This is a genomic window from Gluconobacter cadivus (assembly GCF_015244745.1).
Lineage (GTDB): Bacteria > Pseudomonadota > Alphaproteobacteria > Acetobacterales > Acetobacteraceae > Gluconobacter > Gluconobacter cadivus.
In genome coordinates, this window is record NZ_JABCQI010000013.1 from 36,494 (window position 1) to 51,470 (window position 14,977).

Below are 14,977 nucleotides of genomic sequence, written 5' to 3' on the forward strand. Positions count from 1 at the left end.
GTTTCGGGCCGGTCGCTGACGGGGACCGACAAGGCCGGGCATGTGCCATCATAGCCTCCGAACAACGCAAAAGCCGAATAACGGTTTCAACAGCCCCCGGAGCCGTCCGCCGCAAAGATCTGGGAAAAAGGCGTCAGAGCCCTTTCATGCCACTCACATCTTCGCGCATGACCACGCCGACAGCTCTTTCCAGATCTTCCCGGAAAAGGGACATCACAAAGCGCATCTCCGGCCGGGTCTGTTCTTCCAGACGTGGTAGGAGATGAAGAATTTCTTCATCCTGCGCCTGTCGCGGATGCCGGCTGTTTTTCGCGGTCAGTTGTTCTTCACAACTATGTGCCAGCGCCCGGAGCGCATGGCTCAGCCCCTTGTACAACGGCATCAGACCGGTATTTCCCGCCGCGCGCCCCGTCGCAATGGCCCGCGCGACCAGCATCGTATCATTCAGCAGGCGCCGCATGAGCCGGGGCAGAGCGGCCAGAACTGGATCACGTTGTTCCAGTTCCTTCAGCCGCTCGCGCCGCGCTTCGGTGACGGCATCCTCAAGCTCCATCAGCAGGGCCACACAGTCATCGTTCTGCTGCTCGATGGCCGTCCATCCCGTATTCTGGTCGAGCGCACTTTTAAGAAGCTGGTCCATGCGCCGTAACAGACGGGCGGCGGTATGGAATGCCTGCTTGCGCGCACTGCTGTGCAGAATGAGGAATGATACGACGATCGACACCGCCACGCCCATGACAATGGCCAGAAGCCGCGTGACCAGCGGCAAAAACGGGCTGCCCTGACTGGGAAACAGATATACGATCATCAGCGTGATGCAGGCGAAACGCAGCGTCGGCTGAATGGCCGTCAGGAACACCAGCGGCGTCAGCATGATCCAGAACGGAACCCAGCGCAGACCCGTCGTAATTTCCAGCACGACCGCGCACCCGCCCGCCAGCGCCCCGATCACCGTTCCACTGATCTGGTCCCGGGCCGTGGCCATGGTCTGGCTGATGCGGGACTGCGTCACGATCAGGGCCGTAACCAGCGCCCAGATCGTTTCCTGCAGATGCATGAGCGATCCGACGATCCACGCCACGACCACCGACACCAGAACCCGGATGGTCTGGCGTATTGCGGGACGCATGACTTCGCGCCAACTGCTGTTCCGGGGCGGCGCAGGCAGCCAGGCCCGGCCCAGACGTATCAGAACATTCATGCTCACATTTCAGTTCAGGTGAAAATCAGTTCCCCAGAAAGGGCACCGGAACCCAGCGCAGCCCATCGTCGTCCTGCACCAGCAGCAGGGCTTCCGTCTTCTTGCGCTCGTGCAGACCCTGCACGGCCTTGGCGAAATCGTCCGGGGTGTTGATCTGGTCCTGTCCGACCTGCGTAATCACGTTGCCTTCCACAATCCCGCGCGAGGCGGCGGGGCTACCCGCCTCGACCCGCGAGACGAGAACGCCGCGCTGGTCGTCAGACAGCGCATATTGCGTGCGTGCGTCCGCGTCGATCGCACTGACCGTTACCCCCAGTTCACCCAGAGCCGCATGGCGGTGTTCAGGCTGGTGCGTGTCTGATGGCGGCATATCCGGCGGCGTGGGGGACTGCGCGAGCGTGATCGGCAGCGTTTTGAGTGCACCCTTGTGCCAGACCGTCAACTGCGCCTGCGTCCCCGGCAGAATGGAGGCAATGATGCGCGGCATGGTCTGGCCGGTCACGTCCTGATCGTTGACGCGGGTGATGATGTCGCCAACCTCAAGACCCGCTTTTGCAGCCGGGCCTTTCGGATCGATTTCCGAAATCAGCGTTCCCTTGCCGTTGGAGCCGTCCGGCTTGCGGAAATCGAGCGTCTCGGCAATGTCGTTCGTCACATCCTGGAATTTCAGCCCCATCCAGCCGCGCGAGACATGCCCGGTGCGCCGAAGCTGGTCGATGATCCCCCGCGCATCATCCGCCGGAATGGCAAAACCAATCCCGATGGAATCGCCGCCCGAGCCGCCATAAATCAGCGTGTTGATACCGATAACCTCACCGGACAGGTTGAACAGCGGACCGCCGGAATTACCACGATTGATAGCGGCATCGGTCTGGATATAGTCGTCATACAGACCGTGTTCGACGTTTCGTCCGCGCGAAGAAATGATGCCTGCCGTCACGGTTCCGTTCAGCCCGAACGGGTTGCCGATCGCCAGAACCCAGTCCCCAATCCGCGCTTTGTCGCTCCGGCCCAGCGGGACGGTCGGAAGCGGACGCTTGGGCTTGACCTCCAGCACGGCCAGATCGACCTGACTGTCTCTTCCCACGATCCGCGCCGGCATTTCGGTCCCGTCCTGAAGCGTGACGCTGACCTGATCTGCCCCTTCAATCACGTGGTTGTTCGTCACGATGATACCGGATGCATCAATGATGAAGCCCGAACCCAGCGCCTGCTGACGACGCGGCGGATGGTTCGGGGCCGGTTTATGTTTCAGGTAATCATGAAAGAATTTTTCCAGCGGTGAGCCCTGCTGGAACGGGGGCACCTGCGGGCCGTCCGGATCGCTGGAATCGGGGCCTTTATCATCCGTCTTCGCAGGCTTGAGCACAGCGGAGGTCGAGACGTTGACGACCGACGGCAGAAGCCTGTTTGCAAGATCCGCAAAGCTCGACGGCACCGAACGTGGCGCAGGAGTCGGTACGGAAGACGGCTGGCCTGCAACCGGCGCAGCATCCTGAGCCAGCGCTGGAGCCGCGCTCAGCGCCCAACCTGCGGAAAGGGACAGCGCCAGAGCGGAAACAGAAAGACGGACAGACGGGTTTTTCATACCCCCACGCTAACGCAGAACATGGCCCTTCGTCACCATCCCGCCATTCAGGATGCGTTTTCAGACCATTGATGTTAGGCTCATGCCTCTTTCCGATACAATAATTCCCTTGATGAGAGCCCGGCATGACTGACACAACGCCCCCCAACGACATGCCGCCCGCCTCCCCCGGGACAGACGCCCGCAGCGCCGAAACCCGCATCGCTGATATCCTGAAATCCGAGCAGGACAGTCAGGGCTCGAACGTCCTGTCCTTCGCAGCCCTCGAAAGCGTCTCGGTGCGCGATGGCCACGCCCATGTTTCGCTGGCGACGTCACGGGACAATGCTTCGCGCGTGGAACCGCTCCGGCCCCGGGTCGAAGCCGCGATTGCGAGCCTGCCAGGCATTACGGGCGCCACCCTGTCCTTCACATCTCATCGCCCCGCAACGCCGACCGCCGCCAACGCGCCCGCGCAGGGCGGAGGACACCATCCCTTCAATCTGGGCGACAAACGTCGCAACGCCGCGAGCCGACATGCTCCCGAGACGCTGCTGCCGGGCGTGAAGGCCGTTATTGCCGTCGCATCGGGCAAAGGAGGCGTCGGCAAATCCACCACGGCCGTCAATCTTGCGGTCGGTCTTGCGCGCGAGGGCCTGAAGACCGGACTTCTGGATGCGGATATCTATGGCCCCTCCCTCCCCCGGATGCTGGGACGCAACACCCGTCCGGACGTCGTGGACGGAACGATCCTGCCGATCGAAGCCTGGGGCCTGAAGAGCATGTCCATCGGCTATCTGGTGGACGAAAACCAGGCAATGATCTGGCGTGGTCCGATGGTCATGGGCGCGCTGACGCAGTTTCTGGGCGAAGTCGAATGGGGGGAACTCGACGTTCTCGTGATCGACATGCCCCCCGGCACCGGCGACGCGCAGCTGACGCTGGCCCAGAAGCTCGGCCCCAAACTTGCGACGGGTGGTGCGGTCATCGTCTCTACGCCGCAGGATATCGCGCTGCTGGACGCAAGACGCGGGGTGGCCATGTTCGAGCGGATGGAAACCCCGATCCTCGGCGTGGTCGAGAACATGTCCTATTTCTGCTGCCCGAACTGCAACCACCGAACGGAGCTGTTCGGACACGGGGGCGCAAAGGCCGAGGCCGAAAAAATGGGCGTCCCGTTCCTCGCTGAGATCCCGCTGCTCGCCGATATCCGCGCCAGTGGCGATGACGGGACTCCGATCATCCTGTCTGCACCCGATAGCGAAGCGGCTCAGGCCTATACACGGCTTGCGCAGGCTGTGGCCCGTTCCCTGTCTTCCGAACACAGCACGAAAGAGCCGTCATGATCCGTCTTCTTTTCCTCGGCGCCTGCCTGACAGGAGCAGGCCTGACGCTGGCTGGCTGCTCCCATACGGTGACGCATCAGGGGCTTTCTTCCGACGGCTATGGCTTTACGAAAGACTCGCAGCATCTGCCGCCGCCCGCCGATCTGACCACGCCTATCCCGCACTAAAATCCAAACGAAAATCCGGCACGCGAACAGAGAATCGTTTTCGGGAGCTTGACCTGACAGCCCCGAACATGGAAAAAGCCGCACTGCCGATGCCGGGTTAGCACAGTGGTAGTGCAGCGGTTTTGTAACTACCACCAATCCTTGCTATAATGCCCTTAATGCTAGTGTTTTCAACACTTTAGCAGCGCAATGCGCTAAAAAGCGCCTAACACAGTGCTAGTGCAAAGGGAGTACCTATTGTGGGGTTGAGCACTACGGCGCGTAGCATAGCGCCCTATCAGGTGTTTGCGAGGGGCAGCAACTTCTACGTTCGCTTCTCGATCAAAGGCCAAGGACAAATCGTCAGGAGTCTCGGAACAAAAGACGAACGTGAAGCCCATCGCAAAGCGCCAATGGTTTATGGCGAGGCCATTCACCGGGACAGCATCGGACTGAGCGCAAAGAAAAAGAAGTTCGGACAATACTGCGACGAGTTCCTAGAACACCTACAGAAGCGATGCGACAACGGGCGAATCAAAGAGACCCAGCGGAAAAGGCATCACGCGGTCATCGACCGATATCTCCGAGAATATTTTCAAGACGAGAACATTGCGACGATCACGTCGGGCAAGATCGACCACTTCTGGCATTGGCGAGACACCTATTGGACAGAAGGCCCCGGCGCCTCCATTAAGCAACTATCCTATGAACGTCAGGGCCGAGTGGTTCACATGCCAATCAGCCCTCGGTCGAGAAAACCGCCTAGCGCCTCAAGCAAAGCCAACGAGTCGCAGGCCATCCGAGCCTTTTTTGATTGGGCTCGTAAGCATGGCTCCACAAAAGAAGTTGTCGAGGTCGAAGCCGTTAAGGTCGATCCTAATGCCCGACCATCTTTATCAGCCGAGGAATACGGACAGCTTGTCGCCCTGGCGGCTGCAAGAATGCAGGAGCCAGATATCCATCCGAGGGTTAGGCAAGATCGTGCCCGGCTGTATGCCTACATCGAACTGATGGCCTACACGGGAATGAGGCCGACAGAAGCCAAGCACCTGAAATGGGAACACATCAAGGGCTACCGATACGATCCCAACAGCCCGCCGAAGTTCGATCATGAGATCGTGTTCAAGGTTTACGGCAAGAGCAAGTCCAGACCCCTTGAAGCCATGCCGGAAGTGAAATCGGCTCTCGATATGCTGTGGATCATCGAATGCAATGTTTTGGGACGCGATCCCCTGCCCTCCGAGTCGATCTTCATCAACAGCCGAGGCAACATTCAAACGACATTCCGTTCGGGCCTCTCGGAACTGCTACGGCAAACAGGACTCGCAACTGACTATCGGGGAATGAAGCGGACTGCCTATAGCTTTAGGCATTTTTACGCGACGCAGATGCTTCTTGCGAACGTCAGCATTAACGATGTTGCGATGAACATGGGAACTGGCGTGAAGATGATCGAGCAGTTCTACAGCGACGTAAGATTGTCGATGATCAAGGATCGACTGCGACCCGAATGGAAAAACGTCACGCGAAGGGATTGAGAAATGGTGCCGGCGGAGGGATTCAAACCCCCGACCTTTCGATTACAAATCGACTGCACTATCAGCTGTGCTACGCCGGCATTCGGGGCCGTTCCTATACAGCAAGGAATCCCCTGTCAAGACAATATAGTCAGTCGTTATTCCATACATAGGAGAACTGCTGACTAACCCCGTTGGCCTTGGTGATCTTGATATCGCAACCGAGACTCCGTTTGCTTGTGTCCGTAAAATAAGCCGTTGCTGATACGGATGCAGCAATTCGGTCATCAACGAGCCATTGCAATGCTTCTTCGCAATAAGCCTTCGCACGAATGAGATATTCATTTGGGTCACTGACAGACATCACGCCAAGCTGCCATATTCTCGAACCGATCGGTTGCTGGCGGTAAGCATCAGCCCACCATCCCTTCTGATCAACAGTCAGTGTCCAATCCGATTCAGCAACGCGATCAGACATCAGTGAAATCATACAAGCTGTTTCGAGGTCATGGCCTGTCTGGACATCAACAGTGATGTTTGTCCCAAGCAGACTTTCGAGTTCTATATCCGCCCTTTGTTTCTCGTTATCATATATCATCTTCAAATCAGCCATCATTTCTCCAATACATCAAATACGCCATCAATAATTCTGAGTCGTGATGGCCTAAAATAAACAGGTATTTTTCTATATCTCGATCTAAGTCTTCGATAGTTTTACCGACTTTACCAACAACAGTAGCAACAACACCTCTAGGGTATTTCGTATAAATCCTTGACGTGGCCTGTAACTCGATCCAGTTGACGAGGAAGTCTCGTTTCTCTTGTAGGATTGTTCGCCTTTGGTGAAGCTGCAATCGCAGTCGTTGCGGGTCACTCATCAGCCTCGTCATCCAGCGAAGGCGATTTGTATTTGATGACGAGCATCAGAAGATCATCACCTGTTAAAAGATGCTCGTCATAAGCATCCTTCAACTGCTCAATCTTTTCATCTAATGCTGCATTATCAAAGAAAGCCTTCTCGGTATTGACTTTCATTTCTTCTGTTAATTCGTTCTGGATGTTACAGACATATCTCCAAGGGTCGGAGACTAAATTAGAACTCACTTGGTCTGCATACTTCTCATAATGATCACGCAGGATATCATTGTTGATCATATTGGCTTCATGGATATGATCCATCTGACATAGGATCAGTTGTCCCAAGGCAAGTGCTAAATCATCTCTTTTCATTACTCGGCTCCTCTATATTCTTAATAGCCTGTAGTTTGTCCCGACAATCATTCCCTGCGTTACTCAATCCGAGCATGAAATAAGCCAAGTCCCTGTCATTTGGACTTACTGGAACCATTGGGGCTTCCTGACAGGTCAGCATGTTTGCCGGAAGTGTTAGTGGTGCCTGCTGCGGTATTTGACTCGCGCAGGCCGTCAAGCACGGCAGAGATAGCAGGGCTGGAAGCACAGGATTTAGTCTCTTTCGCATCTGAAATCCTTTTCACGATGGTTATTGTTTTGGCCTGTCTGGCTTGCTCTTGCTTCAGCAGGACCGTTTGTTGTTCTTGATACTTTTCGTAGTCGGATTTCATCTGGGATATTGTCTGACTAGCTTGAGCCAGTTGGGTTTGTTTGAGGCGATCATCCAACTGGTAATGTCGACCCCATACAAAGAGGCCGACAATCACACCAACGACGACAATCCATTTCCCGAATTTCTCAAGTAAGGGTAATAGAAATGCCGCCATAATCAGGCACCTGCTTTAACGTCAGCCACTACAGTCTGGACGCCTGCTTTGATCTTCTTACGGTAGAAATAAGCCGCTCCGAAAGCAGCGATATTAATAACTTCGACGACAACCGCCGTTATTACGATAGTTTCCATGATAACCTCCATGTTAAGTTACCATGTATTTATTGGACAAAAAGAAACCCTATGCCTTTCGACATAGGGTTCAACTGTTTTGCATCGGATTTTGTCTATTATGAAGTAATATAAAAATATCCACCCGTGAGCAATGCGACGAATATTCCGAGTATGAAAAATGTATGTTGAAACATGAACAACATTATCGGACCGAATATCCTAGCCATAAGAACACCGACGAATAGCACAAAACACATCATAATAAAAAAGTAGATACCCACATGGTCTACTAGATAAAGCATATAACTCTCCTTCTGAATATCTGTGTTATATGCTCTGACTTTTAATATTCCTAAGCCTATTAAGGTATGAGCAGTATTTCATATAGGATATCTATGGACTGGTCTTCTTCATATCGCTCACGCAGTTCATTTAAGAGAACATATCGTGTTAGAAGGTCATTGTTACGACTATTGAATTCTTTCTCCGTAAGAGTGTTCTTCCAAACGAACTCGGCATGTTCCTCCATAAGACGGTCTATTTTCCTGCATAGCATTTGATAAGAGTCCATATTATTTTCCTTTAAGTTCCTCTGTTGCCTTACGGCAAAACTCAATGAATGCTTTTAAGGATTCATCGAACTTCTCTTTATCCATTACCTTTACCCTTCACTTCTGCCTTTGCTTCGGGTTCTGGAAACAGGCGGCTAACTAGGGCAGTGATATGTTCGCTACTGATACCAGCGCCGTTATCAATGCTGGCTAGGATAATCTTCAAGTTGAGGATATTGACGAATAGTTCCTTCGCCAATCTGCCAGTTGCATACAGGCCAATAATCTCTTCGTTTGTCATTTTGTAATTCCTTTAATTGATTTCACATCGCTTCTTGTGATGTTGTATTTACGAGCAATAACATTGTAGTTATCCATATCTAACTTGATCTCGTTTCTCTGAATGTCAGTTAGAATAGTTTTCGGACGTGCTTTCCGATCTGCTGCATTGTCCTTCTGGGTGCCTGCTCTCAAATGGCTAGGCTCTACACATGAACGTCGATCACACGCATGAAGAACCAACATGCCCTCTGGGATCGAACCACAATGCAATTCGTATGATTTGCGATGGGCTAGTTTCATCACGTTATCATCGTCGAGAACCCATCCGTATCCGACGTTTGAATATCCGCCTGTATAATCCAAGCAATGATGTCCGTTAATAATAAGCGTGTCAGTATTTCGAACTGTTCTTTGTTTGAACTTTTCAATGACCGTTAGTTTTTTGCGAGTCATTTCCATCTCCTTTAAATGTCGAATAGCTATACAAATCTATTCGCATTCTATTTATGAGAATGACCGAAAATACCGCACTAAATACCCATACGATCGTTATTTCTATGAGGTATTAATATGTCAATCAGTCCGATTGGATCATTCAGGGGTGTGCCATTTCATATCAGAGACTTCTCTGATAGCGGTATGAACCGAAACTTTATTGTTCATGAGTTCCCACAACAGGAAAATCCCTACATCGAAGACATGGGAACTAATACATTGAGGTTCCGATTTACTGGCTTCGTTGAAAACAATTCCAACCTCTATATGAGCCGTGACCTTCTTGAAGCTGCATTAAGAGCCAAAGGCACTGGGGAATTGCTCCATCCGAGCAGAGGCATGTTCCGTGCGGCCTGCATTTTTGCCGAGTTCTCAGAGAAGATGAATGAGAAGGGACCAATCCAAGTCGAGATGGAGTTCGTTGCTGCAACACTCTTGCCTCAAGTTCCCATGACGCCTTTAGGTCTAATCGACACAGCCGGGGATTTGCTCGGAGAAGCAATGGGCGGGCTCGATGATCTTGATTTCGGCCTAGGGGATACGGCTAACGGGCTGCTCAATGGCATGGTCGGTATGGCGACTACAGCAGCTACCACAGCGGCAGTTTCGGGCATTGATTCAGTGATGAGCCATTCGACACTGGGCCGATATGCACAGAGCCCTTTCTCGACGACATCAACGGTCATTAGCAAGGTATCTGGCTCAACGGATCAGCAGATATTCAATTCCGCACAATCCCTAACCATCACCACAGTTAATACGGCAAAGGCGAACCTGAACACCTCACTAGCTGCCGCTAACGCAGAACTAGGAGGCTAATCATGGCCGGATCATTCGTAACAAAAATCGAACTGGTGGATGAAGCCACTGCAAAGCTCAAAACACTCAACAAGGAGTTTCGCGCTGCACAAGCACCTATGAAGGCGTACCAGCGTGAATTAGCCCAGTACAATAAACTGTCCGGCTATGACGATGCCATGAAGGCTAGGAAACAACACCTGGCGGACATGAAGAAGGGCTTCTCTTCCCTCAAGGGTTCAGTAGGTAGTGTCATCGGTCCCGTCGCGGGATTGGGTAAAACCCTCATGGGAGTTGTCGGCCTCGGCTCTGTCATGGGGGTGGTCAAACTCACACAGAACTTTGCCAACTGGGGTCAGGAGATCCGTAACGCTTCTGCTCTCTTAGGCGTTGCAGGGGATCAGGTAGTCAAACTGAACCAGATGTCCAAACTGACCGGATTGGACCAGATTGGCGGCCTCAAGAACTATCAGGACACGCAGGCTCAGGCCGCGTCCGGTATGAACGCACAAGCGCAGTTCGCGGACAACATGCTCGGTATCAACCCGAACATGAAATTCGAAGACGCGCAGTTGCAGGCAATGAAGAAGGTTCAGGAACTTCAACGTCAAGGCGTGGTCAATCAAGCCGGTGGTCGTAACCTCTTGAGTGCTGCCGGTCTGGACCCTGCCCTTATGGATCAGGATATTGCTCGCTTCGAGCGTATGCAGAAGGCCGCACGAGACAACGCCAATGAAATGGCTCCGTTTATCAAACAGGCGGAAGACCTATCGGACAAGTTTCATATCGCCGGAGGACGTGTGGGTGTTCTCGCTACCAAACTGGAGGCAGCCCTAGCCCCTGCGGTTGATTCACTTCTGGACGCTTTCATTGACTGGTCAAAAGACGGCAAGAACGTCGATGCGATTATGGACGATATCAAGGAAGTAGCGAATGACGTTGCTACCGCTATCAGGAATATCGACTGGAAAACTGTCGCGAATGATACCGCTAAATTCTTCAAAGAGGCCAAAAAACTATACGACAAGCTCGGGGGAGTTGAAGGGCTCTTAACTATCTTCGTTGCCCTAAAGGCTATTAGCTTTACGAGTTGGGCTATTACGGTTGTTTCTGATATTGCGAAGATCACCAAGGCATTTACTGCTATGACTACAGCCGGTAACGCCGCCAAGGCCCTCAAAGTCGGTGGATCAACTGCGACAGCAGCAGAAGTCGGAGGATCAACCACGACGGCAGCAGAAGTCGGAGGAGCAGTAGCAACAACAGGTGGCGCTGCAATAGGTGGCGCAGCAGCAGGCGTTGCCATAGCCGGACTAGCAGCAGGTTACACTGGCCACGAACTCTACAAGACATACAAGCATGATCACAGCGAAGACGGAATTATCGAGAACCGTCAGAAGCAGTTGAAGATTGACCACCAGTTTCATTCCAGCAGTCGTTTCACCCATCTAGAGCAGCAAGAGCGCAAGATGGAAATGATGGACTATCTGGTGAAACAGAAAGGTCTCAAGCCAGAACAAGCGGCTGTTATGGTCGGCAATGTCCAGCAAGAGTCCGGCTTCAATGAAAAGGCCATAGGTGATCATGGTCACGCATACGGCATCTTGCAGGAACAAAGACCACGCGAGAAAGCCATCGAAAAGCAGTTCGGCAAGAGCCTCGATAAGATGACATGGCAGGAGCAGTTGGATGCTTCTATCTGGGAACAAAGCACCTCCGAAAAATCCAAAGGCTTCCTCAAGTCCAATGATGTCGGGGATGCCAGCAAGAGGTTCCTCGATACCGAACGTCCTGCCGAATATATCCAGAACGGTGCGGCTGGTTCCGAGTACGCAAACCGAACCAAGAACGCCCAGTTGGCCCTAGCTCAATATCAGGACTTCACAGGGAAAGCCCCTACCCTACCTGAATATAAGAACCCGGCTCCTAGCAATACAATGTTGGCATCGAACAGCAACACTCCAGCGAAAGCGGATGTGTCAGGTGATTTGAATCTAAGCGTGACTATTGATCACAAGGGTCAGGCGTCAGCCCGCATTGATTCGCATACATTGCCGGTTAATCCAAAAATTAAAGACATTAAAACACAATCAACATCGCAGCCGCGTATTGGAGGCAGATAATGGAAAGTATCATTAACGTATTTGATAACATCGTAAGCCTATACCCTGACCCAGTTCAGAGAATAAGCATTATGATAACTATGTTCGCATCAGTGGGATATGACCCGAATAATAGGGTATTGGTACCAACTGCGAACGAGGCAACGGCAACAAGTCTCCGTATTATGCTCTTGAGCTATATGTCAGCGGCAGTCAGTGAGGTGGAATTTGATTCATCGAGTTCAGCTAATAGCCTGCTGTCCACACTCCGACCGCTGTTCAATGCCCAGATGACAGATAAGACCTTGGATGCGAATGGCTTCAATCGCCTACAGAGGCTTTTCGGAAAGATAGTGGCCGATATTAGCTCTCGTGGCTCGACCTTGCCGCAGGTGGTCAGCTTCTATGTTGACCCAAGCGACGACATTCCGTTGCCGGTCCTAGCCCAGTACATTTATCAAGACGGCAGCAGGTCGGACGAGATACTTTTGAGAAACAACAGTACGGTTGTTCATCCCCTGTTCGTGAACACCACGCTTGAGATTATCGACAATGGCTGATCGTATCCAATCTTCCAGCCAGCAGAGGAACTATCATTACAACCGAACTCACACACAAAAGAGAACCGCCAAATACGATAATACTTGGCGGGAGTTCTCTTCTAACTATCGGAAGAGGAATCCCTTTTGCGTGGAGTGCCGTGAAGAAGGTCTCTTTAACAGCAAGGATATCCACGTCGATCATATTGTTCCGTTGGAGAAAGCCCCAGACAGGAAATACGATCTAGAAAACCTGCAATCTCTTTGCCGTCGCCATCATGGGATCAAGACAGCTAAGGAGACCTTACATGCCCCTGAGAGCCCCGTAGAGAGGTTCTAGGGGCTCGGGGCTGCATTGCATACGCCTTGGGATTAAACCTTACGTATGACGCGCCGTCTCTTGGGTGCGGGTGCTTCGACCGGTGCGCGTCGTGCTTTGATAGCGGCATGAAGGCGTCCGAGTTCAGTGTCGAACGCTCCGTTCATAGCGTCAATCTTGACGGCTTCGAGAACCATCACGATACCCGCGTAGCCACCTGCAACCCGGATGGACTGTTGCTTTTGCCCTGGCAGTTCGATCTTCATACCGCCAAAGCGCAAATCGCCAACAAAAACTTCTTTGTCTTTGCTTCTGAACCAAGGGCGAACAGTCCGCTCTTTACCGCCTTGGGTAAAGACATACTCGCGACCATTGGCCTCTTCTTCGAAGTGCTTAATCTGATCATCTAGCTTTGCGATAAACTGCTCGCGGACCGACTTGCCCTTCGGCTTATCACTCGTAGGAACAAACTCGATCTGGTCGAGGAAACTGAACGACATGATATTCTCCTTCATGAGAATATAGGTCACCATTTATCCGTCTTGTAAACAGAAATCATTCGATTGTGATATTCAAATGCTTTGCGATTATCTCTTTGAATCTCGGCTCACAGCGTTCCATTGCGACATCGAATAGGGGTCTGGGTTTTACAACATGCCCTCCCCTCTTACTCCCCATGAATAGGGCTGTTGCATATCGGACGTCTGCCTTAGCAACCAATGTCAAAACACTACCACGGGTTCTAACTGTCCATTTGAGCTTACGTTCCAGCAAGCCAGTCTCCGTATGCGGGATATCGCTTCCTCCTTGGTTCAGGAGCAAACGTGCTTCCATGACGAATACCTTACCGCATTCTTTCAATGCAGCTTTCAGATCATCCTGATCCAGACGGAGTGTTGGTACGATAATATCCATACGGGTATTTATTGGGGCTGGAATAAGCTCGTACAGAGGACTTCTCTGCTCACGCATACAAGTTAAGCAAAAAGCCCCCAGTCCGTCTGTATGACGTTCTGAGGGCTTCCTGTTAGAAGGTCAGCTTGTAGAGCAACTGCTCATCAGGAGTTTGCCATTCGGGAGCAGGCGGAATACCAATAAGCTGGCAATTACGGATAAAATCCGGTTCGGCAACTGATCCGCTGTAGAAACTATCAACATTAGCGGCTCGACGCCACTTGTTGGTCTTTAAACCTTGAAGGCTCTTACCCTTCCGGGCTTTGGTGATTCCCTTATCTTCCAAAACAAAATCCATCCACTCCACCATCAGGCTAAACTTGCCATCCGGCTTAAGGGTGAACTTCCGGCCGAACATTATCCCCGCCGCACCATCACTGTAGAGACTACAGTTAATAAAAGCGGGCATACGAGCAAAGAGCCGCGGGCAATATTGGATGGCCATAGAGACTGACCGTTCCCCGTTAACCCGTCCCCGATAATGAAAAAAGTTATTATCTTCGGTGGGGAGCAGCAAGGGCTTGTCCCACTCGATACGATCAGCGGGACATGGGAACTTAACTTTGTCGAATAGCTTAGGATTGAAGTGCATAAATTTGCCTAATGAGATTCCTGGCCCTTATGGGTTCAGGCGAACGCGCTATGGTCGGCGCAGTGGTTCGATCTCAGGCAAAAATGCGGCCCGTTGATTGCTATATAGACCAGAACCCATCCGCGAATCCAGAATATATTTGTGACATAGTGTTTCCAGCCTACCTCCCCAAACAGATATGGACTGGTGAAACACCAGCTTTAACGCTTTCGAAATGCTGGCCGTACTAGACAGGTCCATCTTGCCCCTTTGGGCTTCTGTGAGGGTCTATGAGCGAAGAATATGAAAGCCTTCTCCGCATGATGGAGAAACTCGACAAAGAGGCCATCAGGTTAAACAATATCCTTAAGGCTGGTACCTTGGCTTATTGCAAAGATAAGGCGAAAGAAAGTGGGAGAGAAGACTATGAAATTCTGGATGAGTTGATAAATGAGCAATTTGAAACATGCTACCAGATAGAATTCCTCCAATATATCAGGAATGAATATGAGCGGGATAACTCCTACAGTATCCTTAAGGCGTACCTAGAAGGCCCAGACCTTATGGAAAGAGTACCCCAAGATTGGGTCACTATTATTCCTCGAGATTGGTTCTTCAAAAAGAGATAATCGAAGTCATTATTCAGGGTGGCCCGGTTTACCTGCGCTCAGCGCGAGCGATTAATGCGGCTGCGCCGCAAGCCTTACGGAGCGCAGAGCGTGAGCGTAGCG

At 52.0% G+C, this 14,977-nt stretch carries 20 protein-coding genes and 1 tRNA gene; 8 read left to right on the forward strand and 13 right to left on the reverse strand.

The window, feature by feature from the left end:
- Window positions 1-133: 133 nt before the first annotated feature.
- Both HKD28_RS14940 and HKD28_RS14945 read right to left on the reverse strand, forming a co-directional pair.
- A complete protein-coding gene (locus tag HKD28_RS14940) occupies window positions 134-1,201 on the reverse strand; it encodes an FUSC family protein (RefSeq protein WP_194269007.1) in 1,068 nt (355 codons plus the stop codon).
- A 25-nt stretch (window positions 1,202-1,226) separates the two neighbouring features.
- Window positions 1,227-2,789 (reverse strand): Do family serine endopeptidase, encoded by a 1,563-nt coding sequence (locus tag HKD28_RS14945; RefSeq protein ID WP_194269008.1) that lies wholly within the window; start codon window positions 2,787-2,789, stop codon window positions 1,227-1,229.
- A 125-nt stretch (window positions 2,790-2,914) separates the two neighbouring features.
- Here HKD28_RS14945 and HKD28_RS14950 point away from each other — a divergent pair, with 125 nt between their 5' ends.
- From HKD28_RS14950 to HKD28_RS14960, 3 genes are all read left to right on the forward strand, one after another.
- Window positions 2,915-4,114 (forward strand): Mrp/NBP35 family ATP-binding protein, encoded by a 1,200-nt coding sequence (locus HKD28_RS14950; protein WP_194269009.1) that lies wholly within the window; start codon window positions 2,915-2,917, stop codon window positions 4,112-4,114.
- Window positions 4,111-4,281 carry a hypothetical protein gene (locus HKD28_RS14955; RefSeq protein ID WP_194269010.1) on the forward strand — a complete coding sequence of 57 codons (171 nt, stop codon included), beginning with the start codon at window positions 4,111-4,113 and terminating at the stop codon, window positions 4,279-4,281. The genes HKD28_RS14950 and HKD28_RS14955 overlap by 4 nt, the downstream gene beginning before the upstream one ends.
- Window positions 4,282-4,526: 245 nt before the next feature.
- Window positions 4,527-5,798, forward strand: coding sequence for a site-specific integrase (locus HKD28_RS14960; protein WP_194269011.1), 1,272 nt, complete (start codon window positions 4,527-4,529; stop codon window positions 5,796-5,798).
- A gap of 4 nt (window positions 5,799-5,802) precedes the next feature.
- Here HKD28_RS14960 and HKD28_RS14965 read toward each other — a convergent pair.
- From HKD28_RS14965 to HKD28_RS14995, 8 genes are all read right to left on the reverse strand, one after another.
- Window positions 5,803-5,878 (reverse strand) — tRNA-Thr (locus HKD28_RS14965).
- Window positions 5,879-5,928: 50 nt separating this feature from the next.
- On the reverse strand, window positions 5,929-6,393 hold the full coding sequence (locus HKD28_RS14970; RefSeq protein WP_194269012.1) for a phage GP46 family protein: 465 nt from the start codon (window positions 6,391-6,393) through the stop codon (window positions 5,929-5,931).
- A complete protein-coding gene (locus HKD28_RS14975; protein WP_194269013.1) occupies window positions 6,383-6,655 on the reverse strand; it encodes a hypothetical protein in 273 nt (90 codons plus the stop codon). The genes HKD28_RS14970 and HKD28_RS14975 overlap by 11 nt, the downstream gene beginning before the upstream one ends.
- The gene (locus HKD28_RS14980) at window positions 6,648-7,007 is read right to left on the reverse strand and encodes a hypothetical protein (protein ID WP_194269014.1); all 360 of its coding nucleotides are present in this window, start codon (window positions 7,005-7,007) and stop codon (window positions 6,648-6,650) included. Before HKD28_RS14980 ends, HKD28_RS14975 begins: the two co-directional genes overlap by 8 nt.
- A gap of 95 nt (window positions 7,008-7,102) precedes the next feature.
- Window positions 7,103-7,516 (reverse strand): hypothetical protein, encoded by a 414-nt coding sequence (locus HKD28_RS14985; protein ID WP_194269015.1) that lies wholly within the window; start codon window positions 7,514-7,516, stop codon window positions 7,103-7,105.
- Window positions 7,517-7,518: 2 nt separating this feature from the next.
- Entirely contained in the window at window positions 7,519-7,653 is a 135-nt protein-coding gene (locus HKD28_RS15975) for a hypothetical protein (RefSeq protein ID WP_268898572.1), read from the reverse strand.
- A gap of 630 nt (window positions 7,654-8,283) precedes the next feature.
- A complete protein-coding gene (locus HKD28_RS14990) occupies window positions 8,284-8,487 on the reverse strand; it encodes a hypothetical protein (protein WP_194269016.1) in 204 nt (67 codons plus the stop codon).
- Entirely contained in the window at window positions 8,484-8,921 is a 438-nt protein-coding gene (locus tag HKD28_RS14995; RefSeq protein WP_194269017.1) for an HNH endonuclease signature motif containing protein, read from the reverse strand. The genes HKD28_RS14990 and HKD28_RS14995 overlap by 4 nt, the downstream gene beginning before the upstream one ends.
- A 117-nt stretch (window positions 8,922-9,038) precedes the next feature.
- On the opposite strand from HKD28_RS14995, the gene HKD28_RS15000 reads away from it, so the two are divergent.
- From HKD28_RS15000 to HKD28_RS16080, 4 genes are read left to right on the forward strand one after another with little or no spacing between them, the layout of a single operon-like run.
- A complete protein-coding gene (locus HKD28_RS15000) occupies window positions 9,039-9,782 on the forward strand; it encodes a DNA circularization N-terminal domain-containing protein (RefSeq protein WP_268898573.1) in 744 nt (247 codons plus the stop codon).
- Window positions 9,783-9,784: 2 nt separating this feature from the next.
- Window positions 9,785-11,884: a phage tail tip lysozyme gene (locus HKD28_RS15005; protein ID WP_194269019.1), complete on the forward strand. Its 2,100-nt coding sequence runs from the start codon at window positions 9,785-9,787 to the stop codon at window positions 11,882-11,884.
- Window positions 11,884-12,423: a hypothetical protein gene (locus HKD28_RS15010; RefSeq protein ID WP_194269020.1), complete on the forward strand. Its 540-nt coding sequence runs from the start codon at window positions 11,884-11,886 to the stop codon at window positions 12,421-12,423. The genes HKD28_RS15005 and HKD28_RS15010 overlap by 1 nt, the downstream gene beginning before the upstream one ends.
- Window positions 12,416-12,742, forward strand: coding sequence for an HNH endonuclease (locus HKD28_RS16080; protein ID WP_194269021.1), 327 nt, complete (start codon window positions 12,416-12,418; stop codon window positions 12,740-12,742). Before HKD28_RS15010 ends, HKD28_RS16080 begins: the two co-directional genes overlap by 8 nt.
- 32 nt (window positions 12,743-12,774) lie before the next feature.
- Here HKD28_RS16080 and HKD28_RS15020 read toward each other — a convergent pair whose 3' ends face one another.
- From HKD28_RS15020 to HKD28_RS15030, 3 genes are all read right to left on the reverse strand, one after another.
- On the reverse strand, window positions 12,775-13,254 hold the full coding sequence (locus HKD28_RS15020; protein WP_194269022.1) for a hypothetical protein: 480 nt from the start codon (window positions 13,252-13,254) through the stop codon (window positions 12,775-12,777).
- A gap of 22 nt (window positions 13,255-13,276) precedes the next feature.
- Complete coding sequence (locus HKD28_RS15025; protein ID WP_194269023.1) at window positions 13,277-13,636, reverse strand: hypothetical protein; 360 nt, start codon at window positions 13,634-13,636, stop codon at window positions 13,277-13,279.
- A gap of 112 nt (window positions 13,637-13,748) precedes the next feature.
- Window positions 13,749-14,267 (reverse strand): hypothetical protein, encoded by a 519-nt coding sequence (locus HKD28_RS15030; RefSeq protein WP_194269024.1) that lies wholly within the window; start codon window positions 14,265-14,267, stop codon window positions 13,749-13,751.
- 269 nt (window positions 14,268-14,536) lie between these two features.
- Here HKD28_RS15030 and HKD28_RS15035 point away from each other — a divergent pair, with 269 nt between their 5' ends.
- On the forward strand, window positions 14,537-14,875 hold the full coding sequence (locus HKD28_RS15035) for a hypothetical protein (RefSeq protein ID WP_194269025.1): 339 nt from the start codon (window positions 14,537-14,539) through the stop codon (window positions 14,873-14,875).
- Window positions 14,876-14,977: the final 102 nt, after the last annotated feature.

Excerpts from the sequence above, each read along its gene's own strand:
- HKD28_RS14940 (WP_194269007.1), bottom strand. The coding sequence starts at position 1,201 with ATGAATGTTCTGATACGTCTGGGCCGGGCCTGGCTGCCTGCGCCGCCC.
- HKD28_RS14945 (WP_194269008.1), bottom strand. The coding sequence starts at position 2,789 with ATGAAAAACCCGTCTGTCCGTCTTTCTGTTTCCGCTCTGGCGCTGTCC.
- HKD28_RS14950 (WP_194269009.1), top strand. The coding sequence starts at position 2,915 with ATGACTGACACAACGCCCCCCAACGACATGCCGCCCGCCTCCCCCGGG.
- HKD28_RS14955 (WP_194269010.1), top strand. The coding sequence starts at position 4,111 with ATGATCCGTCTTCTTTTCCTCGGCGCCTGCCTGACAGGAGCAGGCCTG.
- HKD28_RS14970 (WP_194269012.1), bottom strand. The coding sequence starts at position 6,393 with ATGATGGCTGATTTGAAGATGATATATGATAACGAGAAACAAAGGGCG.
- HKD28_RS14975 (WP_194269013.1), bottom strand. The coding sequence starts at position 6,655 with ATGAGTGACCCGCAACGACTGCGATTGCAGCTTCACCAAAGGCGAACA.
- HKD28_RS14980 (WP_194269014.1), bottom strand. The coding sequence starts at position 7,007 with ATGAAAAGAGATGATTTAGCACTTGCCTTGGGACAACTGATCCTATGT.
- HKD28_RS14985 (WP_194269015.1), bottom strand. The coding sequence starts at position 7,516 with ATGGCGGCATTTCTATTACCCTTACTTGAGAAATTCGGGAAATGGATT.
- HKD28_RS15975 (WP_268898572.1), bottom strand. The coding sequence starts at position 7,653 with ATGGAAACTATCGTAATAACGGCGGTTGTCGTCGAAGTTATTAATATC.
- HKD28_RS14990 (WP_194269016.1), bottom strand. The coding sequence starts at position 8,487 with ATGACAAACGAAGAGATTATTGGCCTGTATGCAACTGGCAGATTGGCG.
- HKD28_RS14995 (WP_194269017.1), bottom strand. The coding sequence starts at position 8,921 with ATGACTCGCAAAAAACTAACGGTCATTGAAAAGTTCAAACAAAGAACA.
- HKD28_RS15000 (WP_268898573.1), top strand. The coding sequence starts at position 9,039 with ATGTCAATCAGTCCGATTGGATCATTCAGGGGTGTGCCATTTCATATC.
- HKD28_RS15005 (WP_194269019.1), top strand. The coding sequence starts at position 9,785 with ATGGCCGGATCATTCGTAACAAAAATCGAACTGGTGGATGAAGCCACT.
- HKD28_RS15010 (WP_194269020.1), top strand. The coding sequence starts at position 11,884 with ATGGAAAGTATCATTAACGTATTTGATAACATCGTAAGCCTATACCCT.
- HKD28_RS16080 (WP_194269021.1), top strand. The coding sequence starts at position 12,416 with ATGGCTGATCGTATCCAATCTTCCAGCCAGCAGAGGAACTATCATTAC.
- HKD28_RS15020 (WP_194269022.1), bottom strand. The coding sequence starts at position 13,254 with ATGGTGACCTATATTCTCATGAAGGAGAATATCATGTCGTTCAGTTTC.
- HKD28_RS15025 (WP_194269023.1), bottom strand. The coding sequence starts at position 13,636 with ATGGATATTATCGTACCAACACTCCGTCTGGATCAGGATGATCTGAAA.
- HKD28_RS15030 (WP_194269024.1), bottom strand. The coding sequence starts at position 14,267 with ATGCACTTCAATCCTAAGCTATTCGACAAAGTTAAGTTCCCATGTCCC.
- HKD28_RS15035 (WP_194269025.1), top strand. The coding sequence starts at position 14,537 with ATGAGCGAAGAATATGAAAGCCTTCTCCGCATGATGGAGAAACTCGAC.